General features: G+C 72.7%; 15 protein-coding genes. 9 read left to right on the top strand and 6 right to left on the bottom strand.

Features of this window, described 5'->3' with window-relative positions:
- Nucleotides 1-61: 61 nt before the first annotated feature.
- A complete protein-coding gene (locus tag KUM39_RS16805; RefSeq protein WP_246620270.1) occupies nucleotides 62-1,243 on the bottom strand; it encodes a PP2C family protein-serine/threonine phosphatase in 1,182 nt (393 codons plus the stop codon).
- A gap of 213 nt (nucleotides 1,244-1,456) precedes the next feature.
- On the opposite strand from KUM39_RS16805, the gene KUM39_RS16810 reads away from it, so the two are divergent.
- From KUM39_RS16810 to KUM39_RS16835, 6 genes are all read left to right on the top strand, one after another.
- Entirely contained in the window at nucleotides 1,457-1,957 is a 501-nt protein-coding gene (locus KUM39_RS16810; protein ID WP_217786472.1) for a hypothetical protein, read from the top strand.
- A 136-nt stretch (nucleotides 1,958-2,093) separates the two neighbouring features.
- On the top strand, nucleotides 2,094-3,119 hold the full coding sequence (locus KUM39_RS16815; RefSeq protein ID WP_308288156.1) for a hypothetical protein: 1,026 nt from the start codon (nucleotides 2,094-2,096) through the stop codon (nucleotides 3,117-3,119).
- A gap of 68 nt (nucleotides 3,120-3,187) precedes the next feature.
- A complete protein-coding gene (locus KUM39_RS16820) occupies nucleotides 3,188-5,161 on the top strand; it encodes an FUSC family protein (protein WP_217786473.1) in 1,974 nt (657 codons plus the stop codon).
- Nucleotides 5,162-5,221: 60 nt separating this feature from the next.
- Nucleotides 5,222-6,574: a VWA domain-containing protein gene (locus KUM39_RS16825; protein ID WP_217786474.1), complete on the top strand. Its 1,353-nt coding sequence runs from the start codon at nucleotides 5,222-5,224 to the stop codon at nucleotides 6,572-6,574.
- Between the two features lie 146 nt (nucleotides 6,575-6,720).
- A complete protein-coding gene (gene metG, locus KUM39_RS16830) occupies nucleotides 6,721-8,436 on the top strand; it encodes a methionine--tRNA ligase (protein WP_217786475.1) in 1,716 nt (571 codons plus the stop codon).
- Nucleotides 8,437-8,571: 135 nt separating this feature from the next.
- Nucleotides 8,572-9,483, top strand: coding sequence for a hypothetical protein (locus KUM39_RS16835; protein ID WP_246620272.1), 912 nt, complete (start codon nucleotides 8,572-8,574; stop codon nucleotides 9,481-9,483).
- Between the two features lie 66 nt (nucleotides 9,484-9,549).
- Here the strand turns inward: KUM39_RS16835 and aspS are convergent, their stop codons facing one another.
- Nucleotides 9,550-11,313, bottom strand: a complete 1,764-nt coding sequence (gene aspS / locus KUM39_RS16840) for an aspartate--tRNA ligase (RefSeq protein WP_217786476.1) — start codon at nucleotides 11,311-11,313, stop codon at nucleotides 9,550-9,552.
- Nucleotides 11,314-11,469: 156 nt separating this feature from the next.
- On the opposite strand from aspS, the gene KUM39_RS16845 reads away from it, so the two are divergent.
- Complete coding sequence (locus KUM39_RS16845; protein WP_217786477.1) at nucleotides 11,470-13,632, top strand: ATP-binding SpoIIE family protein phosphatase; 2,163 nt, start codon at nucleotides 11,470-11,472, stop codon at nucleotides 13,630-13,632.
- 27 nt (nucleotides 13,633-13,659) lie between these two features.
- Here KUM39_RS16845 and KUM39_RS16850 read toward each other — a convergent pair whose 3' ends face one another.
- The 4 genes from KUM39_RS16850 to KUM39_RS16865 form a co-directional block, all read right to left on the bottom strand.
- Complete coding sequence (locus tag KUM39_RS16850) at nucleotides 13,660-14,697, bottom strand: AI-2E family transporter (protein ID WP_217786525.1); 1,038 nt, start codon at nucleotides 14,695-14,697, stop codon at nucleotides 13,660-13,662.
- A 412-nt stretch (nucleotides 14,698-15,109) separates the two neighbouring features.
- Nucleotides 15,110-15,358 (bottom strand): hypothetical protein, encoded by a 249-nt coding sequence (locus KUM39_RS16855; protein WP_217786478.1) that lies wholly within the window; start codon nucleotides 15,356-15,358, stop codon nucleotides 15,110-15,112.
- Between the two features lie 151 nt (nucleotides 15,359-15,509).
- Nucleotides 15,510-16,481, bottom strand: a complete 972-nt coding sequence (locus KUM39_RS16860) for a pirin family protein (RefSeq protein WP_217786479.1) — start codon at nucleotides 16,479-16,481, stop codon at nucleotides 15,510-15,512.
- A gap of 125 nt (nucleotides 16,482-16,606) precedes the next feature.
- A complete protein-coding gene (locus KUM39_RS16865; RefSeq protein WP_217786480.1) occupies nucleotides 16,607-17,080 on the bottom strand; it encodes an SseB family protein in 474 nt (157 codons plus the stop codon).
- Nucleotides 17,081-17,221: 141 nt separating this feature from the next.
- Here KUM39_RS16865 and KUM39_RS16870 point away from each other — a divergent pair, with 141 nt between their 5' ends.
- A complete protein-coding gene (locus tag KUM39_RS16870; RefSeq protein WP_217786481.1) occupies nucleotides 17,222-19,048 on the top strand; it encodes an acyl-CoA dehydrogenase in 1,827 nt (608 codons plus the stop codon).
- 109 nt (nucleotides 19,049-19,157) lie between these two features.
- On the top strand, nucleotides 19,158-20,465 hold the full coding sequence (locus tag KUM39_RS16875; protein WP_217786482.1) for a M18 family aminopeptidase: 1,308 nt from the start codon (nucleotides 19,158-19,160) through the stop codon (nucleotides 20,463-20,465).
- Nucleotides 20,466-20,501 lie beyond the last annotated feature (36 nt).

Raw genomic sequence — 20,501 nt, forward strand, 5'->3', positions numbered from 1 at the left:
TCCGTCGCGCGGTCCTCCGGTGCGGGGGTTGCGTCGCGCGGTCCCGCAGTCCTCCGGTGCGTCAGCCGGGAGGACCGGCGTCTCCGGGTGCCGCCGGGTCACCGGAGTCTCCCGTCAACCGCCGCACCGCGAACACCGTCAGGTCGTCGCCCAGGTGTCCCCCGCAGTGGCGCAGCACGCTGTCGCGGACGCGGAGGACCAGGAGGGCGGGGCGGGCGGTCGCGGGGTCGGCGGCGAGGGCGCGGGTGACGGAGGCGTCCAGGTCGTAGAAGCGCCCGGCGCGGTCGCGGGCCTCGGTGACCCCGTCGGTGACCAGGAGCAGCGTCTCCCCGGCGGCCAGCGGCACCCGGCGCGGCTGCGGGCGGCCCGGCGCGAGCTCCTCCAGTCCGAGCGGCAGCCCGACCTCCCCGGAGAGCACCCGTACCCCCTGCGGGCCGACCGCGAGCGGCGGTTCGTGGCCGAAGTCGATCAGCTCGACGGTCCCCGAGCCGTCCTGCGGGAACCCGATGAGCACGGCGGTGGCGAACCGGTCGGCCTCCGTGTCACCGGGGCGGCCGAGCGCCTCGGTGTGCCGCCGGTGCCGGGCCATCCGGATCTCCAGCCGCTCCGCGACGACCCGCAGGTCGGCCTCGTGGTACCCGGCCTCGCGGAAGGTGCCGAGCAGCGCGGCGGCCGTCGCCACCGCCCCGAGCCCCTTGCCCTGCACGTCCCCGACGAGGACGCGGGTGCCGTGCGGGCCCGGCTGGATGTCGTAGAAGTCGCCGCCGACACGGGCCTCGGAGTCGGCGGCGAGGTACACGCCCGCGTGTTCGAGACCGGCCCAGCCGGGCGGCAGCGGGCGCAGCACGGTGCGCCGGGTGGTCTCGGCGATGTCCCGCATGCGCAGGCTCTCGCGCTCCCGGTTCACCCGCACCACCGAGGCGCACACGGCCAGCGCGCCGCCCAGCGCGACCAGCACGAAGTCGGCGCTTCCCACCTGGTACTGGTGCGGCCACGCGTGGTCCTCGGCCACGAACGTCACCAGCGACAGCACCGCGAACCCGGCCGTCGTCGCCACTCCGCACACGGCGGCGGCGATGCCGGGCACCAGGACGATCCAGGACACGATCCGGAACTGTTCGGTGGTGTGGTAGTCGGCGGCGACGATCCCGGCGAGCAGCAGCAGGGGGACCAGCCACGCGATGCTCCGCCCCCGCACCCGCAGCAGTTGCCGCCGCCGGGGCCGGTGCTCCGTGTGCGTCATGGCGGGCGGCCCTCCCGGTGGCTCGGGGCCCTCGGGCCGCACCCTGAGGGCGAGACGCGGAGCGCCCCCCAGCGAAACACGGGACCGGGACGGCCGCATCCGGGCACCGTCACCCGTCCGGCCGAGTTGCCGGGCGGCCTCCCCCGGTGTGCCCTGGAGACCGGGGAGAACCCTGCCCCGGAGACCGGGGGGAGCAGAGAGAGGAGCGCGCTCATGGCTCATGCGGCACCCTCCGCCGGTGGCGCCCGGCCCACCGGTACGACCCCGTCCGCCGGGCAGGTCCGTCCCGGCGCCGCCCGCCCGGCCCTGCCCAGGGGCCCGCTGCCCACCGTCCTCGACGACCGCACGCACGCGCTCGCCCGCATCGCCGTACCCGTCGTGCTCGGCGTGATCTACGGCTACTGGGCCGCCGCCAACCGCCGCTACGGCGGCCCGATCACCGGCTGGAACGTGTTCTTCGGGATCGTCACCGGCGTGGTGTTCGCGTTCGTGCTGATCGCGGTCATGCGGATCGGCCCGCGCCTGAGGCGCGAACAGCACGCGGCGCTGTGGGCCGCCTTCGTGGGCATGTCGATGGGGTTCCTCTACGCCCAGAGCGGGGTGTCGGTCCTGCGCTGCTCCGGGCTGGGGCTGGTCTTCGCGGCCGGTACGTTCATCGTCTTCTTCTACCGGTTCTACACGCACGAGGACGCGGTGGGACACCGGGTGCGGTGAGCCGCCGGACGGGCGGGGCATGGGGGACGGGCGGGGCGCGGGGTGCGTGGGGGCGCGAGGTGCGCGGAGCGTCCCGGTTCACCCGGACGCAGCAGTCCGGCTCGCGTCCCCGGCCCGGCCCGCCTTGCCTGGAGGGGTGTCCCCCCGCCTGAGGAGCGCCCTGTCGGCCGTACTGATCGTCCTGGCCTGCCTGCTCGTGCCGTTCGGCGCGCTGGCCGCCTGGGCGGCGTACGGCCTGACCGACACGGGCCGCTACGTCACCACGATGGCGCCGCTGGCCGCCGACCCGGCCGTGCGGGAGGCCGTCGCGGACACGGTCGGGGACGGCATCCTGCGCCAGGTGGACCGGCGCACGGACGTACGCCCGGTGCGCGCCTCGGTGGACCCGTTCGTGCACGACGCGGTGCGTTCGTTCACCGAGACACAGGCGTTCCGGCTGGCCTGGGACACCGGCAACCGGGTCACCCACGACGCGGTGCTGCGCGCGCTGCGGGGCGGCGACGGCGCCGGGGACGCGACCGAAGCGGGCGCGGTGACCATCGACTTCGCGCCGGTGGCCGCCGAGGTCAAGCAGCAGCTCACCCGCGACCACGTCCCGCTCGCCGCCCGCATCCCGGTCGAGCACCGGGCCGTGACCCTGCTCCCGGCGGGCGAGGTGTCCCACCTGCGGCGCGGCTACCACGTCCTCGAAGTCGCCGGTTTCTGGCTGCCGGTGTCCGCCGTCGCGTTCGCCGTCGCCGGGATCGCCCTCGCCGTACGGCGCCGCCGCGCGGTCACCGCGACCGCCCTGGGCACGGCCCTCGGCGGTGCCCTGCTCGCCCTCGCCCTCGCCGTCGGCCGCGACCTCACCCTCTCCGGCCTGCCCGCCGACATCCCCCACCCGGCGGCGGGCGCCGTCTACGACGCCCTCACCGCCACGCTCCGCACCGCCGCCTGGCTCCTCCTCACCCTCGGCGCCACCGTCGCCCTCGCCACCTGGCTGACCCGCCGCCGCCGAGGCACCCCGCTGCTCCCGGCGGCGTACGGGGCCACGCGCAGCGGAACGGGGACGTACGGCGGGACGGGGGCGGCGGGGCAGCCGGGGCGCGTTCCCGGCACCGGCGGGACGGCGGCCGGGCCGGAGCCGTACACGGGGGCGGGCGGCAGAACCCGAACGGAGTAACGCCCGCGCCGGTACGCCCCCGGCACCCCGCCCGGCCTCCCGCCCCCGAACCCGGTCATAATGGGCGCATGTCCCGCGGGCGTTCCCTCGGCCTCATGCCTCCCGACTGGCTGGCCCGTAATCTGCGGCCCGGCCGGGCGCGTTCGAGCCGACCCGCGATGATGCGCTCGGCGGTGGCCATGTCGGTGCCGCTGGCGGCCGGATTCGCGCTCGGCATGCCCGGGTACGGAGCGCTCGCCTCCATCGGCGCGGTGTACGGCGTGCTGTGCGACACGGCCGACGCGTACCGGCTGCGCGTGATCACCATCGCCGTACCGCAGTTCGTCGGCGCGATCGGGATCGTGATCGGCTCCCTGGTACGGGACCAGGGGTGGACGGCGGTCGCGGTGATCACGGGTGTGGCGCTGGTGTCCGGGATGATCTCGACGGTCGGCGCGGTCTCGTCGGTCTCGGCGCTGCTCCTGCTGCTGAACACGATCATCGCCGCCGGGCTGCCGCTGCCCGGCCCCTGGTGGGCGGCCCCGGCGCTGATCACCGGCGGCGGGCTGCTCGTCCTCGCGCTCGCGCTGCTCGCGTGGCCGCTGCGCGCCGGGGTGCCCGAGCGGTCGTCGGTCGCGGCGGCCTACCGCACCGCCGCCGCCCTGCTCGCCGCCTGCGGGGACGCCGCCCGCTACGAGACCGCGCGCCTCGACGTCACCGAGGCCCTGAACCACGCGTACGACGCCGTCCTCACCCACCGGGCCCGCCACCACGGCCGCAGCAACGAACTGACCCGGCTGCTCGCCCGGTTGAACGCGCTCACCCCGATCCTGGAGGCGGCGCCCGCCGTCCATCTCGCGGGCCGCCCGCTGCCCCCGGAGGCGGCGGAGACGCTGCGGCGGCTCGCGGACGCGTTCGCGGCCGGCGGGCCGTCCGGCCCGCCGCCGGTCCTGCCGGTGCTGCCGCCGCCCGCCACGGAGACCGAACGGGCGGTGGACCGCGCGCTGCGGTACGCGGCGGAGGTGGTCGCGGCGCCGGACGCGGACCCGAGCGGGGTGGAGGACCGGCTGCTGGGCAGCCCGGTGCCGCCGGGGCCGCGGACGGCGCGCGCGGTGCGGGGGGCGGTGCTGTCGGCGCACTCGTGGCGGTACGGGCTCCGGCTCGCGCTGAGCATCGGCATCGCGCAGGCGCTGGTGTCGGTGGTCCCCCTGCCGCGTTCGTACTGGGTCGCGCTGACCGTGACGTTCGTCCTGAAGCCCGACTTCGGCTCGGTGTTCTCGCGGGCGCTGCTGCGGGCGCTGGGCACGGTCGCGGGGGTGGTGATCTCGGCGGCGGTGCTGGCGGCGGTGCCGCCCGGCTGGTGGACGGTGCTGGTGGTGTTCGCGCTGGCCCTGCTGATCCCGGTGCTGACACCGCGCGGCTACGCCTACCAGACGGCCGTCATCACACCGATCATCCTGGTGCTCTCCGACATCCTGAACCACCAGGGCTTCAGCCTGCTGGTGCCCCGGCTGGTGGACTCGCTGATCGGCTGCGTGGTCGTCCTGATCGTCGGCTATCTGCTCTGGCCGGAGAGCTGGCGCACCCGGGTCGGGGACCGGCTGGCGGGCGCGGTGTCGGACACGGCGGCGTACGTGGACTCGGCGTTCCGGCCCGGCACCGACCCGGCGGCCCGCGCGCGGATGCGGCGCCGTCTGTACCGCGATCTGTCCACCGTCCGCGCCGAGTTCCAGCGGGCGCTGACCGAGCCGACGACGGTCGGGCGGCGGGCCGCCGCGTGGTGGCCGCTGGTCGTCGCGGTCGAACGGATCGTGGACGCGACGACCGCCGCGCGCGTCCACGTCCGGGACGGGGCTCCGCCCCCGGACCCCGCCGAGATCCGCCAGGTCTCCCTGCAACTGCGTGAACTGGCCGATTCCGTACGGCGGACGGACACCCCGGCGCCCGTCCGCACCCACCTCACCGGCCCGCCGGACAGCGTCCTGGAACCGGTACGCCAGGAGGTCGCCGCCGCCCGCGCCATCACCGGCCCGGCGGACCGGCCCCTCGTCCAGGGCCGCTAACCTTACGTGTCCGTCCTGGCCAGGGATTGACGCCACCAACTCACGCGAAGGGTTGCGCACATGGGCATCCTCTCTCTCCTGCGGAACACGTTCGGCCGCTCCCGCAAGGGGCGAACAGCGGAGACAGAGGGTGCGGACCCCACCCCCCACCACCCCGTCTCCGCCACCACCCCGACCGACGACGAACGCGAGCACGAACTCGTCTCGGCGGCCTTCGACAACATCACCATCCCGAAGCAGCCGCCTGCGGCGGAGCCCGAGCGGGTGGCCGTGGCCGAGCCCGAGCCGGTAGTCGTGGCCGAGCCCGAGCCGGTGGCCGTGGCCGAGCCGGTCGCGGAGAGGGTTGCCGAGCCGGAGCCCGAGGTGGCCGTCGAGCCGGAGCGGGAGCCCACGGCGGTAGTCGTACCCGAGCCGGAGGCGGTTGCCGAGCCGGAACCCGAGGCGGCCGTCGAGCCGGTGGCGGAACCGGAGCGGACCCCGGAGCCCGAGGCAACGGCGGAACCGGAGCCGACCCCGCAGCCCGAGCCGACCCCGGAACCGGAGCAGGCGGCGGTGGCCGCGCCCGAGGCGCTCACCGAGCCGGAGCAGACCGCCGACCGGCAGCCCGAGCCGACTCTGCCCTCGACCCCGGCCACCGAGCCCACGGTCGCCGTCGCCCCGCAGGCCCCGCAGGCCCCGGAGGGCGAAGCCCGGGCAGAGGAGAGGACCCCCGAGCCGGAAGCGGCGACCGCACCGCGGCCCCTCGCCCCCGCAACGCCCCTCACCACCCTGAAAAACCGCGCCCCCGCCCTCGCCCCCGCCTACAAGGCGGCCACCGCCACCCTCAGGAAGAAGTCCCTCACCGGCACCCGGGCGAAGCTCTACCTCGTACTGGACCGCTCGGCCAGCATGCGCCCGTACTACAAGGACGCCTCCACCCAGATCCTCGCCGACCGGACCCTCGCCCTGGCCGCCCACCTGGACCGCGACCCGGAGGTCCACGTCGTCTTCTTCTCCACGGAGATCGACGGCACCACGGACCTCACCCTCGCCAAGGACCACGGCACGCGGATCACGGACACCCACGCGACCCTGGGCCGCATGGGCCGTACGAGCTACCACACGGCGGTGGAGGCGGTCCTGAAGCACTACGACGCCGAGCACGCCCCCGGCACCCGTGCCCTGGTGGTCTTCCAGACCGACGGCGCCCCGGACGCGAAGATCCCCGCGACCCAGGCCCTGACGGACGCGGCGAAGACCCACCCGGACGTCTTCTTCTCCTTCGTCGCGTTCGGCGAGCACGACACCAAGGCGTTCGACTACCTCCGCAGGCTCAAGGCGGAGAACGCGTCCTTCTTCCACGCGGGCCCGGCCCCGAGCGAGCTGACGGACACGGAGCTGTACGCGGGCGTACTGGCGAACTGGCGCCCGTAGCGCCGTAGAACCGGTCGAGCCCCGGAGGAACGCGACGGCGGCCGGGGCGTCCGCTTCCCACCCCTCAGAACGGGAAGCGGTCGCCCCGGCCGTCTCCGTTACCATTTCAAGGTTCGTCAAACAACCCGACCTGGGAGCAGCCCCCGATGGCTCGACACCTCATCACCAGCGCCCTTCCGTACATCAACGGGATCAAGCACCTGGGCAACATGGTGGGGTCCATGCTCCCGGCGGACGTGTACTCCCGGTACCTCCGCCAGCGCGGCCACGACGTCCTCTACATCTGCGCCACCGACGAGCACGGCACCCCCGCCGAGCTGGCCGCGAAGGAGCAGGGCCTGCCGGTGGCGGAGTTCTGCGCGCAGGCGCACGACGCGCAGAAGGCGGTGTACGACGGGTTCGCGCTGGCCTTCGACTACTTCGGCCGCAGCTCCAGTGCGCAGAACGTCGAGATCACCCAGCACTTCGCGCGCCGCCTGCACGAGAACGGGTTCATCGAGGAGCGCGCGATCCGGCAGGTGTACTCGCCCGCCGACGAGCGTTTCCTGCCGGACCGCTACGTGGAGGGCACCTGCCCGCACTGCGGCTACGACAAGGCGCGCGGCGACCAGTGCGAGAACTGCACCCGTGTCCTGGACCCCACCGACCTGATCGACCCGCGCTCGGCGATCTCGGGCTCGACGGAGCTGGAGGTCCGCGAGACCAAGCACCTGTTCCTGCTCCAGTCGAAGCTCCAGCACGAGGTCGAGGCGTGGGTGGCCCGGCACGAGGAGGACTGGCCGCAGCTGGCCTCCTCCATCGCCCGCAAGTGGCTGACCGAGGGTCTGCACGACCGCGCGATCACCCGTGACCTGGACTGGGGCGTGCCGGTCCCGGCCGACACCTGGCCGGAGCTGGCCGCCGAGGGCAAGGTCTTCTACGTCTGGTTCGACGCCCCGATCGAGTACATCGGCGCGACGAAGGAGTGGGCCGACCTGGAGCCGGAGGGCCGCGACTGGAAGGCGTGGTGGTACGAGGCGGACGCGGACGTGCGCTACACCCAGTTCATGGCGAAGGACAACGTCCCGTTCCACACGGTGATGTTCCCGGCGACCGAGCTGGGCGTGCGGGAGCCGTGGAAGAAGGTCGATTACGTCAAGGCGTTCAACTGGCTGACGTACTACGGCGGCAAGTTCTCCACCTCGCAGAAGCGGGGCGTCTTCACCGACCAGGCGCTGTCCATCCTGCCCGCCGACTACTGGCGGTACTTCCTGGTCGCCAACGCCCCCGAGTCTGACGACACGTCGTTCACCTGGGAGCACTTCACGGCGACGGTGAACAAGGACCTCGCGGACACCCTGGGCAACTTCGTCAACCGGGTGCTGTCGTTCTCCCGCAAGCGCTTCGGCGACGAGGTCCCGGCGGGCGGCGAGCCCGGCGCGGCGGAGACCCGCCTCGGGGAGGAGATCGCGGCGCTGCTCGCGGAGTACGAGACCCACATGGAGACCCTCCAGTTCCGCAAGGCCGCCGCCGCCCTGCGCGCCCTGTGGTCGGCCGGAAACTCCTACCTGGAGGAGAAGGCCCCCTGGCTGGAGATCAAGACCGACAAGGACGGCGCGGCCCTCACCCTCCGCACCGCGATGAACCTCATCCACCTCTACGCGGTCGTCTCCGAACCCCTCATCCCGAACGCGGCGGCAGCGATGCGCGCCGCCTTCACCCTCCCGGCCGACACCGCCACCTGGACCACCCCGGCCGAGGCCAACTCCCTCACCACCCTCCCCCCCGGCACCCCCTTCACCGTCCCCCCGGTCCTCTTCGCCAAGCTCACCGAAGAAGACCTGGAAACCTACAAGTCCCGCTTCGGCGGCCAGGACGCGTAACCCCTGCCCCACCCGTCACAAACAGCCCGGCCGACCCGTTCCGGCCGGGCTGCGAACGTTTCTGCACCACCCGAACGGGTGACCGCACGCCCGTTCCCCGTATGCCACGCCGAACAGCGCTCCTAGCTTGCGCTCATGGTCACCTCAGCCCACGAGGGCATGCACCGGATCTTCGAGGAGCGCCCCGAGATCCTGACGCCCGTCTTCGGCGCGCTCGGCATCGAGTTACCGGAGAAGACGGCCACCTACGCCGTCACCTCGGACGTCACCGAGACCCGCCCGCTCGTCCGGCACGTGGACACCGTCCTGCGCATCGAACCCTCCGACGGCGACGGCTTCCTGCTGGCCGTCGAGGCCCAGGAACGCCGGGACCCGAAGAAGGCGGCGAGCTGGGCGTACTACGTCGCGCATCTCCAGTCGAAGTACGGCCTGCCGGTCCTGCTGCTCGTCGTCTGCCGGGACCGGGCCACCGCCAAGTGGGCCACGGGCCCCTTCGACTGCGGAGCGCGCGGCTGGACCGCGCAGCGCACCACACCGCTCGTCGTCGGCCCGGACAACCTGCCGCCGATCACCGACCCGCGAACGGCGGCCGAGAAGCCCGCCATGACCGCGTTCTCCGCGCTGGCGCACGCCAACAGCCCGGCGGGGGACGCCATACTGGACGCGCTGGGACGAGCCCTCGTACACCTCGGCCCCGACGCGGCCCGCTACTTCGGCCAGTTCATGGACACCGCGCTGGGGCAGACCCCGGCGGGAGAAAAATGGAGGGACATCGTGGGGTTCGTCAACTACTTCCCCGGTCGGGGCACCGTCATCGAGAGGGCGTACCTCGACGGGGTGGCCGAAGGTGAGGCCAAGGGTGAGGCCAAGGGTGTGCTGGCCGTGCTGGGGGTGCGCGGGGTTGTGGTCTCCGAGGCCGCGCGTGCCCGTATCACCGAGTGCAACGACATCGCCCGCATGAACCGCTGGCTCGCGCTGGCCGCCACGGTCGAGCGGGCCGAGGACCTCTTCGCCGACGACGAGGACGCCGAAGGCAGCGCCTCCTGACGACCGGCGCCCGTACGAGAGGGCCCGGACCGCAGACGCGGTCCGGGCCCTCTCGGTTGCTGCGGGTTACTTCGGCTGGGGCTTGCGGATGGTGAGGTGGAGTTCGCGGAGGCGGGACTCGTCCAGCTCGGTGGGGGCGCCCATCATGAGGTCCTGGGCGTTGCCGTTGAGGGGGAAGGAGATGGTCTCGCGGATGTTGGGCTCGTCGGCGAGGAGCATGACGATGCGGTCCACGCCGGGGGCGATGCCGCCGTGCGGGGGGGCGCCGAAGCGGAAGGCGCGGAGCATGCCGGCGAACTTGTCCTCGACGGTGTCGCGGTCGTAACCGGCGATCTCGAACGCCTTGAGCATGATGTCCGGCTCGTGGTTCCGGATGGCGCCGGAGGACAGCTCGACGCCGTTGCAGACGATGTCGTACTGCCAGCCGAGGATGTCCAGCGGGTCCTGGGCCTCCAGCGCCTCAAGACCGCCCTGCGGCATGGAGAACGGGTTGTGCGAGAAGTCGATCGCGCCCGTCTCCTCGTCCTTCTCGTACATCGGGAAGTCCACGATCCAGCAGAACCGGAACACGCCCTCCTCGAAGTGCCCGGCGCGCTTGGCGGCCTCGACCCGGACGGCGCCCATGATCTTGGAGACCTCGTCGTACTCGCCCGCGCCGAAGAACACCGCGTGCCCGGCGGCCAGCGAGAGCCGCTTGGTCAGCTCGGCGACGTTCTCCTCGGTGAGGAACTTGGCGATCGGGCCGCTCAGCGCGCCGTCCTCGCCGACCCGCACCCAGGCCAGACCCTTGGCGCCCTGCTCGACGGCGTACTCACCGAGCTGGTCGAAGAACTTGCGGGGCTGCCCGGCGACGTCCGGCACGGCCAGCGCGCGCACGTGCTTGCCCGCGAACGCCTTGAACTCCGAGCCCGCGAAGACGTCGGAGATGTCCACCAGCTCCAGCTTGGCCCGCAGGTCCGGCTTGTCGGAGCCGTACTTCAGCATCGCCTCGCGGAACGGGATGCGCGGGAACGGGCTGGTGACCGGACGGCCACCGCCGAACTCCTCGAACAGCTCCGTCATCAGCTTCTCGATCGGCTGGAAGACGTCCTCCTGCTCGACGAACGACATCTCCACGTCGAGCTGGTAGAACTCGCCCGGCGAGCGGTCCGCGCGGGCGTCCTCGTCCCGGAAGCAGGGCGCGATCTGGAAGTACCGGTCGAACCCGGAGATCATCAGCAGCTGCTTGAACTGCTGCGGCGCCTGCGGCAGTGCGTAGAAGCGGCCCGCATGCACCCGCGAGGGGACCACGTAGTCGCGGGCGCCCTCGGGCGAGGTGGCGGACAGGATCGGCGTCGCCATCTCGTTGAAGCCCATCGCGACCATCTTCTGCCGCATCGCGGCGATGACCGCCGAGCGCAGCATGATGTTGCGGTGCATCCGCTCCCGGCGCAGGTCGAGGAAGCGGTACTCCAGACGCCGCTCCTCGTTGACCCCGTCCTCGGTGTTGATCGTGAACGGCAGCGGCGCGGCGGCGCCCAGCAGCTCGGCCTCGGCCACCTCGACCTCCACCTCACCGGTGGGCAGGTCGGGGTTCACGTTCTCGGTGCCACGGGAGACGACGCGGCCGTCGATCCGGACCGTGGACTCCTTGGAGATCCCGTCCAGGGCCTCGTACGCGGGGGTGCCGGGACGCGCCACGAGCTGCGTGATGCCGTAGTGGTCGCGCAGATCGATGAAGAGGATGCCACCCAGGTCGCGCCGATTGTGCAGCCAGCCGCTCAGCCGGACGTCGGTGCCGACGTCAGAGGCGCGGAGCTGGCCGCAGGTGTGGGACCTGTACCGATGCATCGTCGTTCAGCGTCCTTCTGGTTGTGATGACCTGTGGGTGACCCGGTGCTCTCACCGGACCCGTCAAGGGTACCGGGCACGGAAAGAGGGGCCGACGGGCGGCGAACGGCCGGTCAACGGTGGCAGGCTCCGGGCAGATCTTCTTAAAGTGGGGCAATGCGAACAGGCGAGCCCCTGCCGTCCGTGGGTGACGTCCTGGCCGCCCTCTCGACCGGGCTCTGGCACTGGGACACGGCCGCCGGGCTGGTCACCGTGGACGCGGAGGCGGCCCGGCTGCTCGGGCTGCCACCCCGGCCCGTCACCCTCACCGAGGCCCAGACGCGGGCCCGGCTGCACCCGGAGGACTGGAACGAGATCACCGGCGTCGTCCCGCTCGCCGTCACCGAGGGCACCCTCGCCGAGGTCCGCATCCGGATCATGGACGAGCACGGCGGCATCGTCCGCGTCGTCCGCAGCCGCTCCAAGCCGTCGTACGACCGCGAACGCCGGTCCTTCGAGCTGATCGGCACCCTCCAGGAGGTCACCGAGCCGGTGCCCGGCACGGCCGCCGCGCGCGGCGCGGTCACCGGCGACTGGCGGCGCTCGCGCGAGGCGTTCCTGCTGGACGCGGGCCGCGCGCTCGCGGAGGCCCGCTCCACCGAGGAGGTGCTGCGGGTGGCCGCCGGTCTGTCCATGCCGGGCTTCTCCCCGGACGGCCTCGCGGTGTTCGGCGTGGAGGGCGACCGGCTGACGATCATCGGCCACCACGGCCAGCGGCCCGGCGCCGAGGAGCCCTTCTCCTACATGCCGGTGAGCACGGCGTACCCGGCGGCCGAGGTGGTCCGCACCGGGCGGGCCGTCTATCTGTCCTCCCCCGAGGAGTACCGCGGCCGGTATCCGCTGACCTGGCCGCTCGCCCGCGAGTTCGGCCGCCGCTCCTGGGCGTTCATGCCGCTCACGGCGGGCGGCCACACGATGGGCGCGTGGATGGCCGCGTTCACCTACCCGGTCGCCTTCACCCCCGACGAGCGGGCCGTGCTCGCCACGGTCGCCCGGATGCTCGGCCAGGCGCTGTCCCGCGCGGGCGCCGCCGACACCCAGCGCGAACTGACCGAGGGCCTCCAGCGCTCCATGCTGCCCACGCTCGGCCCGCGCATTCCCGGCATGGACATCGTCGCCCGCTACATCCCGACCGGCGGCGGCCTCCAGGTCGGCGGCGACTGGTACGACATGATCCCGCTGCCCGGTGGCACGTACCGCACCAAGGCCGGGGGCGGCCGGTTCGCGCTGGTCATCGGGGACGTCCAGGGGCACGACGTGCGCGCGGCCGGGCTGATGGGACAGCTCCGGATCGCGCTGCGCGCCTACGCCTCGGAGGGGCACCGCCCGGACGCGGTGCTCTCCCGCGCCTCCCGCTTCCTGCACGGCGTCACGTACGACGAGAGCATCCCGGACCCCGATCCGCGCTTCGCCACCTGCCTCTACGCCGAGGTGGACCCGGTGACGGGGATGCTGGAGATCGCCCGCGCGGGCCATCCCGACCCCGCGATCCGGATGGCGGACGGGACGGTCATGGCGCGGCCCACGGCGGGCGGGCTGCCGCTGGGCATCGACCCGGACGCGGACTATCCGACGACGCTGTTCGCGCTGGAGCCGGGCGAGGCGATGGTGATGTGCACGGACGGTCTCATCGAGACCGGCGGGCACGACATCGACAGCGGCTGGCAGCGGATCCGCGCCATCCTGGAGGGCCACCGGGGCGACCTGGAGACGCTGGCCGACGCGCTGGTGCAGGGGGTCGCCGGGCCGTCGTCGCACCATACGACCGGGCCGCTGGCCGACCGCCGCGAGGACGACATCGCGCTGCTGCTGCTCGCGCGGCGGGGCGGGGACGGCGACGGGACGATGACGGTCGCGCCGCCCACGCTGCGCCGCACCCTGCTGTCGGTGGGGCAGGACGAGCCGGAGCGGATCGCGGAGGCCCGGCAGCATCTGCGCGAACTCCTGCACGACTGGGCCTCGGCCGAGCAGGTGGACTCCGCCGTGCTGCTGGTCTCCGAGATGATCACCAACGTGCTGGTGCACACCGACGCCGACGCGCTGCTCCTCGCGGAGGTCACCGGCGAGCGCGGCGGGCGACGGCTGCGCGTCGAGGTCACCGACGCGGGCGACGACCTCCCGCACAAGCGCCGTCCCGGCGAACTCGCCTCCTCCGGGCGGGGGCTGGTCCTGATCGAACTCCTCGCGGACGAGTGGGGGGTGGACCCGCGGGGCGAGGGCAAGAGCATCTGGTTCCGGCTGTACGAGCCGGTGGGGGCGGGGGAGCCCGGGAGGGCGTGAGCGGGGCGCGGGGGCCCTCGGCGGGGGTCACGTCTCCGAAGGGGCGTAGCGGGCGCGGAGTTCGTGGGCCACGGCGAAGGCGGCAGCGGTCAGGGGTACGGACAGCAGCATGCCGAGGATGCCCGCGACGGAGGCGCCCGCCGTGATGGCCAGCATCACCACCGCCGGGTGCATCTGGACGGTACGGCTCTGGATGACCGGCTGGAGGACGTGTCCCTCCAGCACCTGGACGGCGAGTACGACACCGAGCGCCCACAGGGCGATGACGAAACCCCGGTCCGCGAGGGCGACCAGGACGGCGATCGTGCCGGACAGGAACGCGCCGAGGTAGGGGATGTACGCGGTGACGAACACGAGTGCCGCGAGACCGACGGCGCCGGGGACCCGGAGCACCAGCAGGCCGACGCCGATACAGACGGCGTCGATCAGCGCGATCAGCGTCGTACCGCGCATGAAGCCCTCCACGGCCTCGTAGGCGCGGCGCGCGGTGGCCTCCACCGCGTCCCCGTTGCCGCCCGGCGCGAGGGAGCGGAGCAGACCGGCGACGCGGTGGGAGTCGCGGAGGAAGAAGAAGACGAGGAGCAGGGCGAGTACGGCCATCGCGATGCCCTCGGCGACGACGCTGACGCCGCTGATGACGTTGGAGGCGGCCGTTCCGCCGAACTTGGCGAGGAGTTCGCGGGCGTGCGAGGCGAGGTCGTCCAGGCTGGTGCCGGCGGCGCCGAAGTGCCGGGCGACGGCCTGCGCGGCCTGCTTCAGCGAGGCGGTGATCTGGGCGCCGGTGTCGATCAGCGCGGCGACCACGATGTAGACGGCGCCGCCGACGACGCCGACCACCGCGACGCAGGTCAGCCCGGCGGCGAGGCTGCGCTGCACCCCCGCGCGGACCAGTCGGCGGTGGAAGGGGCCGAGCAGCGCGGTGCCCAGCAGGGCGAGCAGTACGGGGACGACCGCGGTGCGCAACTCCCCGCACAGCCTGATCCCCACCCACCCCACCCCGATGACCAGCAGCAGCACGGCACACCAGGCGGCCAGTCGGCGCACGGGTTCGGGCAGGAGGGACACGTGGTCCAGCCGACCACGCGGGGTTGCCTGCGGCACGCTGCGGGGGCCTACCGGGTGAGGCTCCGTCATCCGGGTGCGGGCCCGCCGTGGCTGGTCGCGCAGTTCCCCGCGCCCCTGAACACGGGTCCGGCTGTCGGGTGCGGGTTCGCCGTGGCTGGTCGCGCAGTTCCCCGCGCCCCTTCACAGCCCGGCCGTCCGCCAGGTGCTGGTCCGCCGCGGTTGCTCGCGCAGTTCCCCGCGCCCCTTCACAGCCCGGCCGTCCGCCAGGTGCGGGTCCGCCGCGGTTGCTCGCGCAGTTCCCCGCGCCCCTTCACAGCCCGGCCGTCCGCCAGGTGCGGGTCCGCCGTGGCTGGTCGCGCCGTTCCCCGCGCCCCTTAGGAGGCGGCTGCGCCGCCGGTGGGACCGGCTGGGGTCAGGTTCGTGCGCCCAGTACCGCGAGGAGGGCGTACAGGAGGGCGAAGAGGCCGCCTGTCAGGCCGGTGAGGGCGGGGAGGGAGCGGCGGTGGCGGGTGAGGGCGACGGCGCCGAAGGCGACGGCGAGGATGCCGCAGAGGACGGGGACGACGAGGCCGGTGAGGGCGACGGCGGCCACCGCGAGGACGGAGAGGACGCCGAAGATGAGGGCGACGGGTGCGGGGGCGAGGGTGCGCGCGCTGGGCATGACCTGTCTCCTCGGGGGTGGGGGCCTGCGCTCATCGTCCGTTCTCCGGAGGACCCGCGCCCTGCCGGACTGCCCCATCCGGACGTCCGCGCGGCCGGAACACGCGCGAGCCCCGCACCGGGTAAGGGCGCGGGGCTCGTGCGGACGGGGTCTACAGACCGCCCTCGGACATCCCGTGGACCGCCGGGACGCTGCCCAGGCGGCCCTTCTGGAAGTCCTCGAAGGCCTGCATGAGCTCGTCCTTGGTGTTCATGACGAAGGGGCCGTAGTGGGCCATCGGCTCCCGGATGGGGCGTCCGCCGAGGAGGACGACCTCCAGGTCGGGTGTGTGGGAGTCCTGGCGTTCGTCGGCGCGGACGGTGAGGGAGGAACCCGTACCGAAGACCGCGGTCTGGCCGGTGTGCACCGGGCGGCGGTCCGCGCCCACCGAGCCCCTGCCCGCGAGGACGTAGGCGAGGCCGTTGAAGTCCTCGCGCCAGGGGAGGGTGAGTTCGGCGCCCGGGGCGACGGTGGCGTGGATCATGGTGATCGGGGTGTGGGTGATGCCGGGACCGGCGTGGCCGTCCAGCTCACCGGCGATGACGCGGAGCAGGGCGCCGCCGTCGGGGGTGGTGAGCAGCTGGACGGAGCCGCCGCGGATGTCCTGGTAGCGCGGGGCCATCATCTTGTCGGCGGCCGGGAGGTTCACCCAGAGCTGGACCCCGTGGAACAGGCCCCCGGAGACGACCAGGGACTCCGGCGGCGCCTCGATGTGCAGCAGCCCCGCACCGGCGGTCATCCACTGGGTGTCGCCGTTGGTGATGGTGCCGCCGCCACCGTTGCTGTCCTGGTGGTCGAAGGTGCCGTCGATGATGTAGGTGACGGTCTCGAAGCCCCGGTGCGGGTGCCAGGGGGTGCCCTTGGGCTCGCCCGGCGCGTACTCCACCTCACCCATCTGGTCCATCATGATGAACGGGTCCAGGTGCCGGTAGTCGATCCCGGCGAACGCCCGGCGCACCGGGAAGCCCTCGCCCTCGAAGCCGCTCGGAGCGGTGGCGACGGCGAGCACGGGACGGGCCACCGCGTCGGCGGGCGCGGTCACACGGGGCAGCGTCAGCGGGTTCTCGACGGTCACTGCGGGCATGTCGGTACCTCCTTGTGTGCGCCAAGTTTAGTTGACGATTGAACTTTCTACCACCCCGCAACGCCGGAAGCCCGGAGGACATTCCTCCGGGCTCCCCGCACACTTCGGACAGAGGGCGGCGCCCCTCAGCCGTACATCCGCCGCATCGCGAACTCCACCATCTGCTCGACCGCCTTCGCGTCGAACACCATCCGGTGCTCGCCCTCCATGTCCAGGACGAAGCCGTACCCGGTCGGGAGCAGGTCGATCACCTCGGCGCCGGTGATCACGAAGTACTTGGACTCCTTGCCCGCGTACCTGCGCAGCTCCTTGAGTGAGGTGAACATGGGGATCACCGGCTGCTGGGTGTTGTGCAGGGCGAGGAAGCCGGGGGTGTCCCCGCGCGGGCAGTACACCTTGGAGGTGGCGAAGGTCTGCTGGAAGTCCTCGGCGGCGAGCTGGCCGGTGGTGAAGGCGCGCACCGCGTCCGCGAGCGACGGCGGCGACGGCTCGGGGTACAGCGGAGGCTGCTGCCCGTAGCCGCCGGCCGCGCCCGGCATCTGCTGCTGCGGCGGCACGTACCCCTGCTGGGCACCGAGGTTCTGGTCGTAGCCGTACATGCGTCAAAGCGTACTGAGTCACAGATGGCGGGTTCGGGGTTGCTTCTTATTACCGACGGGTAGCATCATCGAAGGCGTTACTGATACGTGCACGATCGCGAGGAGTCAGTGCCTCGCCGAGTCCGATACGGAGCCGCGCCAATGGGGCACTACAAGTCGAACCTCCGCGACATCGAGTTCAACCTGTTCGAAGTCCTCGGCCGCGACAAGCTGTACGGCACCGGCCCGTTCGAGGAGATGGACACCGACACCGCCAAGAGCGTGCTCGCCGAGCTGACCCGGCTCTCCGAGAACGAGCTGGCCGAGTCCTTCGCCGACGCCGACCGCAACCCGCCGGTCTTCGACCCGGAGACCAACACCGCGCCGGTCCCCGAGACGTTCAGGAAGAGCTACCGCGCCTTCATGGACTCGGAGTACTGGCGGCTCGGCCTGCCCGAGGAGATCGGCGGCACCAACACCCCGCCGTCGCTGATCTGGGCGTACGCGGAGCTGGTGCTCGGCGCCAACCCGGCGATCTGGATGTACTCCTCCGGCCCCGCCTTCGCGCGCATCCTCTTCGAGGAGGGCACCGAGGAGCAGAAGAAGTGGGCGGCGCTCGCGGTCGAGAAGACCTGGGGCTCCACGATGGTCCTCACCGAGCCGGACGCCGGTTCGGACGTGGGCGCGGGCCGTACCAAGGCCGTGCGGCAGGAGGACGGCACCTGGCACATCGAGGGTGTGAAGCGCTTCATCACCTCCGGTGAGCACGACATGGAGGAGAACATCCTCCACTACGTCCTCGCCCGCCCCGAGGGCGCCGGACCCGGCACCAAGGGCCTGTCCCTCTTCCTCGTCCCGAAGTACGAGTTCGACGGCGAGACCGGCGAACTGGGCGCGCGCAACGGCGTGTACGCCACGAACGTCGAGCACAAGATGGGCCTGAAGGCGTCCAACACCTGCGAGATGACGTTCGGCGACCGCCACCCCGCCAAGGGCTGGCTGATCGGCGACAAGCACGACGGCATCCGCCAGATGTTCCGCATCATCGAGTTCGCCCGCATGATGGTCGGCACGAAGGCCATCTCCACCCTCTCCACCGGCTACCTGAACGCGCTGGAGTACGCCAAGGAGCGCGTCCAGGGTCCCGACCTGGCGAACTTCATGGACAAGGCCGCGCCCAAGGTCACCATCACCCACCACCCCGACGTGCGCCGCTCCCTGATGACGCAGAAGGCGTACGCGGAGGGCATGCGCGCCCTGGTGCTGCACACCGCCGCCGTCCAGGACACCATCGCCGTCAAGGAGGCGAACGGCGAGGACGCATCCGCCGAGCACGCCCTCAACGACCTGCTGCTGCCGATCGTCAAGGGCTACGGCTCCGAGAAGGGCTACGAGCAGCTCGCGCAGTCGCTCCAGACCTTCGGCGGCTCCGGGTTCCTCCAGGAGTACCCGATCGAGCAGTACATCCGGGACGCCAAGATCGACACCCTCTACGAGGGCACCACCGCCATCCAGGGCCAGGACTTCTTCTTCCGGAAGATCGTCCGCAACCAGGGCGCCGCGCTGAACTCGCTGGCCGAGGACATCAAGAAGTTCCTCGCGCTCGGCACCGGCGGCGAGGACCTGGCGGGCGCCCGCGAGCACCTGGCCCGCGCGGCGACCGAGCTGGAGGGCATCGTCGGTCTGATGCTGACCGACCTCGCGGCCACCGAGCAGGACGTCAGGAACATCTACAAGGTGGGCCTCAACACCTCCCGCCTGCTGCTCGCCTCCGGTGACGTCATCGTCGGCCATCTGCTGCTGCGCGGCGCGGCCGTCGCCGCCGAGAAGCTGGAGACCGCCTCCGCGAAGGACCGCGCCTTCTACACCGGCAAGATCGCGGCCGCGAAGTTCTTCGCCGCCAACGTCCTGCCCGGCGTCACCCTGGCCCGCAAGCTCTCCCAGGGCGTCGAGCTGGACCTGATGGAGCTGGACGAGGCCGCGTTCTAGGAACCCGCCGCCGACGCCGGGACACCCCGGCGCCGGGCCCCCGCCGTACGCACGGGCCCGCTCCCCACCGCAGGGGGGCGGGCCCGGTCACGTCGTTAAGGTTGAGCCCATGAGCGCACCCGCCCGCTTCGACCGCGGCCACACCGACGACCTGACGACCTTCCTCGCGGCGAGCCCGTCGCCGTTCCACGCCGTGGCCGAGGCGGCCCGGCGGCTGGAGAAGGCGGGCTTCCGGCAGGTCGCGGAGACGGACGCCTGGGACGGGACGAGCGGCGGCCGGTACGTACTGCGCGGCGGCGCGATCATCGCCTGGTACGTCCCCGAGGGCGCCGCCCCGCACACCCCGTTCCGGATCGTCGGCGCGCACACCGACTCCCCGAACCTGCGGGTCAAGCCCCGCCCCGACAGCGGCGCGCACGGCTGGCGCCAGGTCGCGGTGGAGATCTACGGCGGACCGCTGCTCAACTCCTGGCTGGACCGGGACCTCGGCATCGCCGGGCGGCTGACCCTGCGCGACGGCTCCGAGACGCTGGTCAACGTGGACCGGCCGCTGCTGCGGGTGCCGCAGCTCGCCATCCACCTGGACCGCTCGGTCGGCACGGACGGGCTGAAGCTGGACAAGCAGCGGCACGTGCAGCCGGTGTGGGGACTGACCGGCGACGCGGCGGACCCCCGTGAGGGCGACCTCATCGCCTTCCTGGAGGAGGAGGCCGGGCTCGCCGCCGGGTCCGTCACCGGCTGGGACCTGATGACGCACTCCGTCGAGCCGCCCGCCTACCTGGGCCGGGACCGCGAACTCCTCGCCGGGCCGCGCATGGACAACCTGCTCTCGGTGCACGCGGCCACCGCCGCGCTCGCCGCCGCCGCGTCCGCGGGCACCGCCCTGAACCACATCCCGGTCCTGGCCGCCTTCGACCACGAGGAGAACGGCTCCCAGTCCGACACCGGCGCCGACGGCCCGCTGCTCGGTACGGTCCTGGAGCGCTCGGTGTTCGCGCGCGGCGGATCGTACGAGGACCGCGCCCGCGCCTTCGCGGGCACCGTCTGCCTCTCCTCCGACACCGGGCATGCCGTGCACCCCAACTACGCGGAGCGGCACGACCCGACGCACCACCCGCGCGTCAACGGCGGACCCATCCTCAAGGTCAACGTGAACAACCGCTACGCCACGGACGGTTCGGGCCGCGCGGTATTCGCCGCCGCGTGCGAGCGGGCGGGCGTCCCCTTCCAGACGTTCGTCTCCAACAACTCCATGCCCTGCGGCACCACCATCGGCCCGATCACCGCCGCCCGGCACGGCATCCGCACCGTGGACATCGGTGTCGCCATCCTCTCCATGCACAGCGCCCGCGAACTCTGCGGCGACCAGGACCCGTTCCTCCTGGCGAACGCGCTCGTGGTGTTCCTGGAGGGGTAGTTCACCCGTCGGCTCCCCGATGACGCGTCAACTCCG

Source organism: Streptomyces corallincola (assembly GCF_019104725.1).
GTDB lineage: Bacteria > Actinomycetota > Actinomycetes > Streptomycetales > Streptomycetaceae > Streptomyces > Streptomyces corallincola.

What these genes read in the sequence shown, in the direction of transcription:
- KUM39_RS16845 (WP_217786477.1), top strand. Translation starts at nt 11,470, where the DNA reads ATGCGAACAGGCGAGCCCCTGCCGTCCGTGGGTGACGTCCTGGCCGCC.
- metG (WP_217786475.1), top strand. Translation starts at nt 6,721, where the DNA reads ATGGCTCGACACCTCATCACCAGCGCCCTTCCGTACATCAACGGGATC.
- KUM39_RS16865 (WP_217786480.1), bottom strand. Translation starts at nt 17,080, where the DNA reads ATGTACGGCTACGACCAGAACCTCGGTGCCCAGCAGGGGTACGTGCCG.
- KUM39_RS16855 (WP_217786478.1), bottom strand. Translation starts at nt 15,358, where the DNA reads ATGCCCAGCGCGCGCACCCTCGCCCCCGCACCCGTCGCCCTCATCTTC.
- aspS (WP_217786476.1), bottom strand. Translation starts at nt 11,313, where the DNA reads ATGCATCGGTACAGGTCCCACACCTGCGGCCAGCTCCGCGCCTCTGAC.
- KUM39_RS16805 (WP_246620270.1), bottom strand. Translation starts at nt 1,243, where the DNA reads ATGACGCACACGGAGCACCGGCCCCGGCGGCGGCAACTGCTGCGGGTG.
- KUM39_RS16820 (WP_217786473.1), top strand. Translation starts at nt 3,188, where the DNA reads ATGTCCCGCGGGCGTTCCCTCGGCCTCATGCCTCCCGACTGGCTGGCC.
- KUM39_RS16860 (WP_217786479.1), bottom strand. Translation starts at nt 16,481, where the DNA reads ATGCCCGCAGTGACCGTCGAGAACCCGCTGACGCTGCCCCGTGTGACC.
- KUM39_RS16825 (WP_217786474.1), top strand. Translation starts at nt 5,222, where the DNA reads ATGGGCATCCTCTCTCTCCTGCGGAACACGTTCGGCCGCTCCCGCAAG.
- KUM39_RS16810 (WP_217786472.1), top strand. Translation starts at nt 1,457, where the DNA reads ATGGCTCATGCGGCACCCTCCGCCGGTGGCGCCCGGCCCACCGGTACG.
- KUM39_RS16835 (WP_246620272.1), top strand. Translation starts at nt 8,572, where the DNA reads ATGGTCACCTCAGCCCACGAGGGCATGCACCGGATCTTCGAGGAGCGC.
- KUM39_RS16870 (WP_217786481.1), top strand. Translation starts at nt 17,222, where the DNA reads ATGGGGCACTACAAGTCGAACCTCCGCGACATCGAGTTCAACCTGTTC.
- KUM39_RS16875 (WP_217786482.1), top strand. Translation starts at nt 19,158, where the DNA reads ATGAGCGCACCCGCCCGCTTCGACCGCGGCCACACCGACGACCTGACG.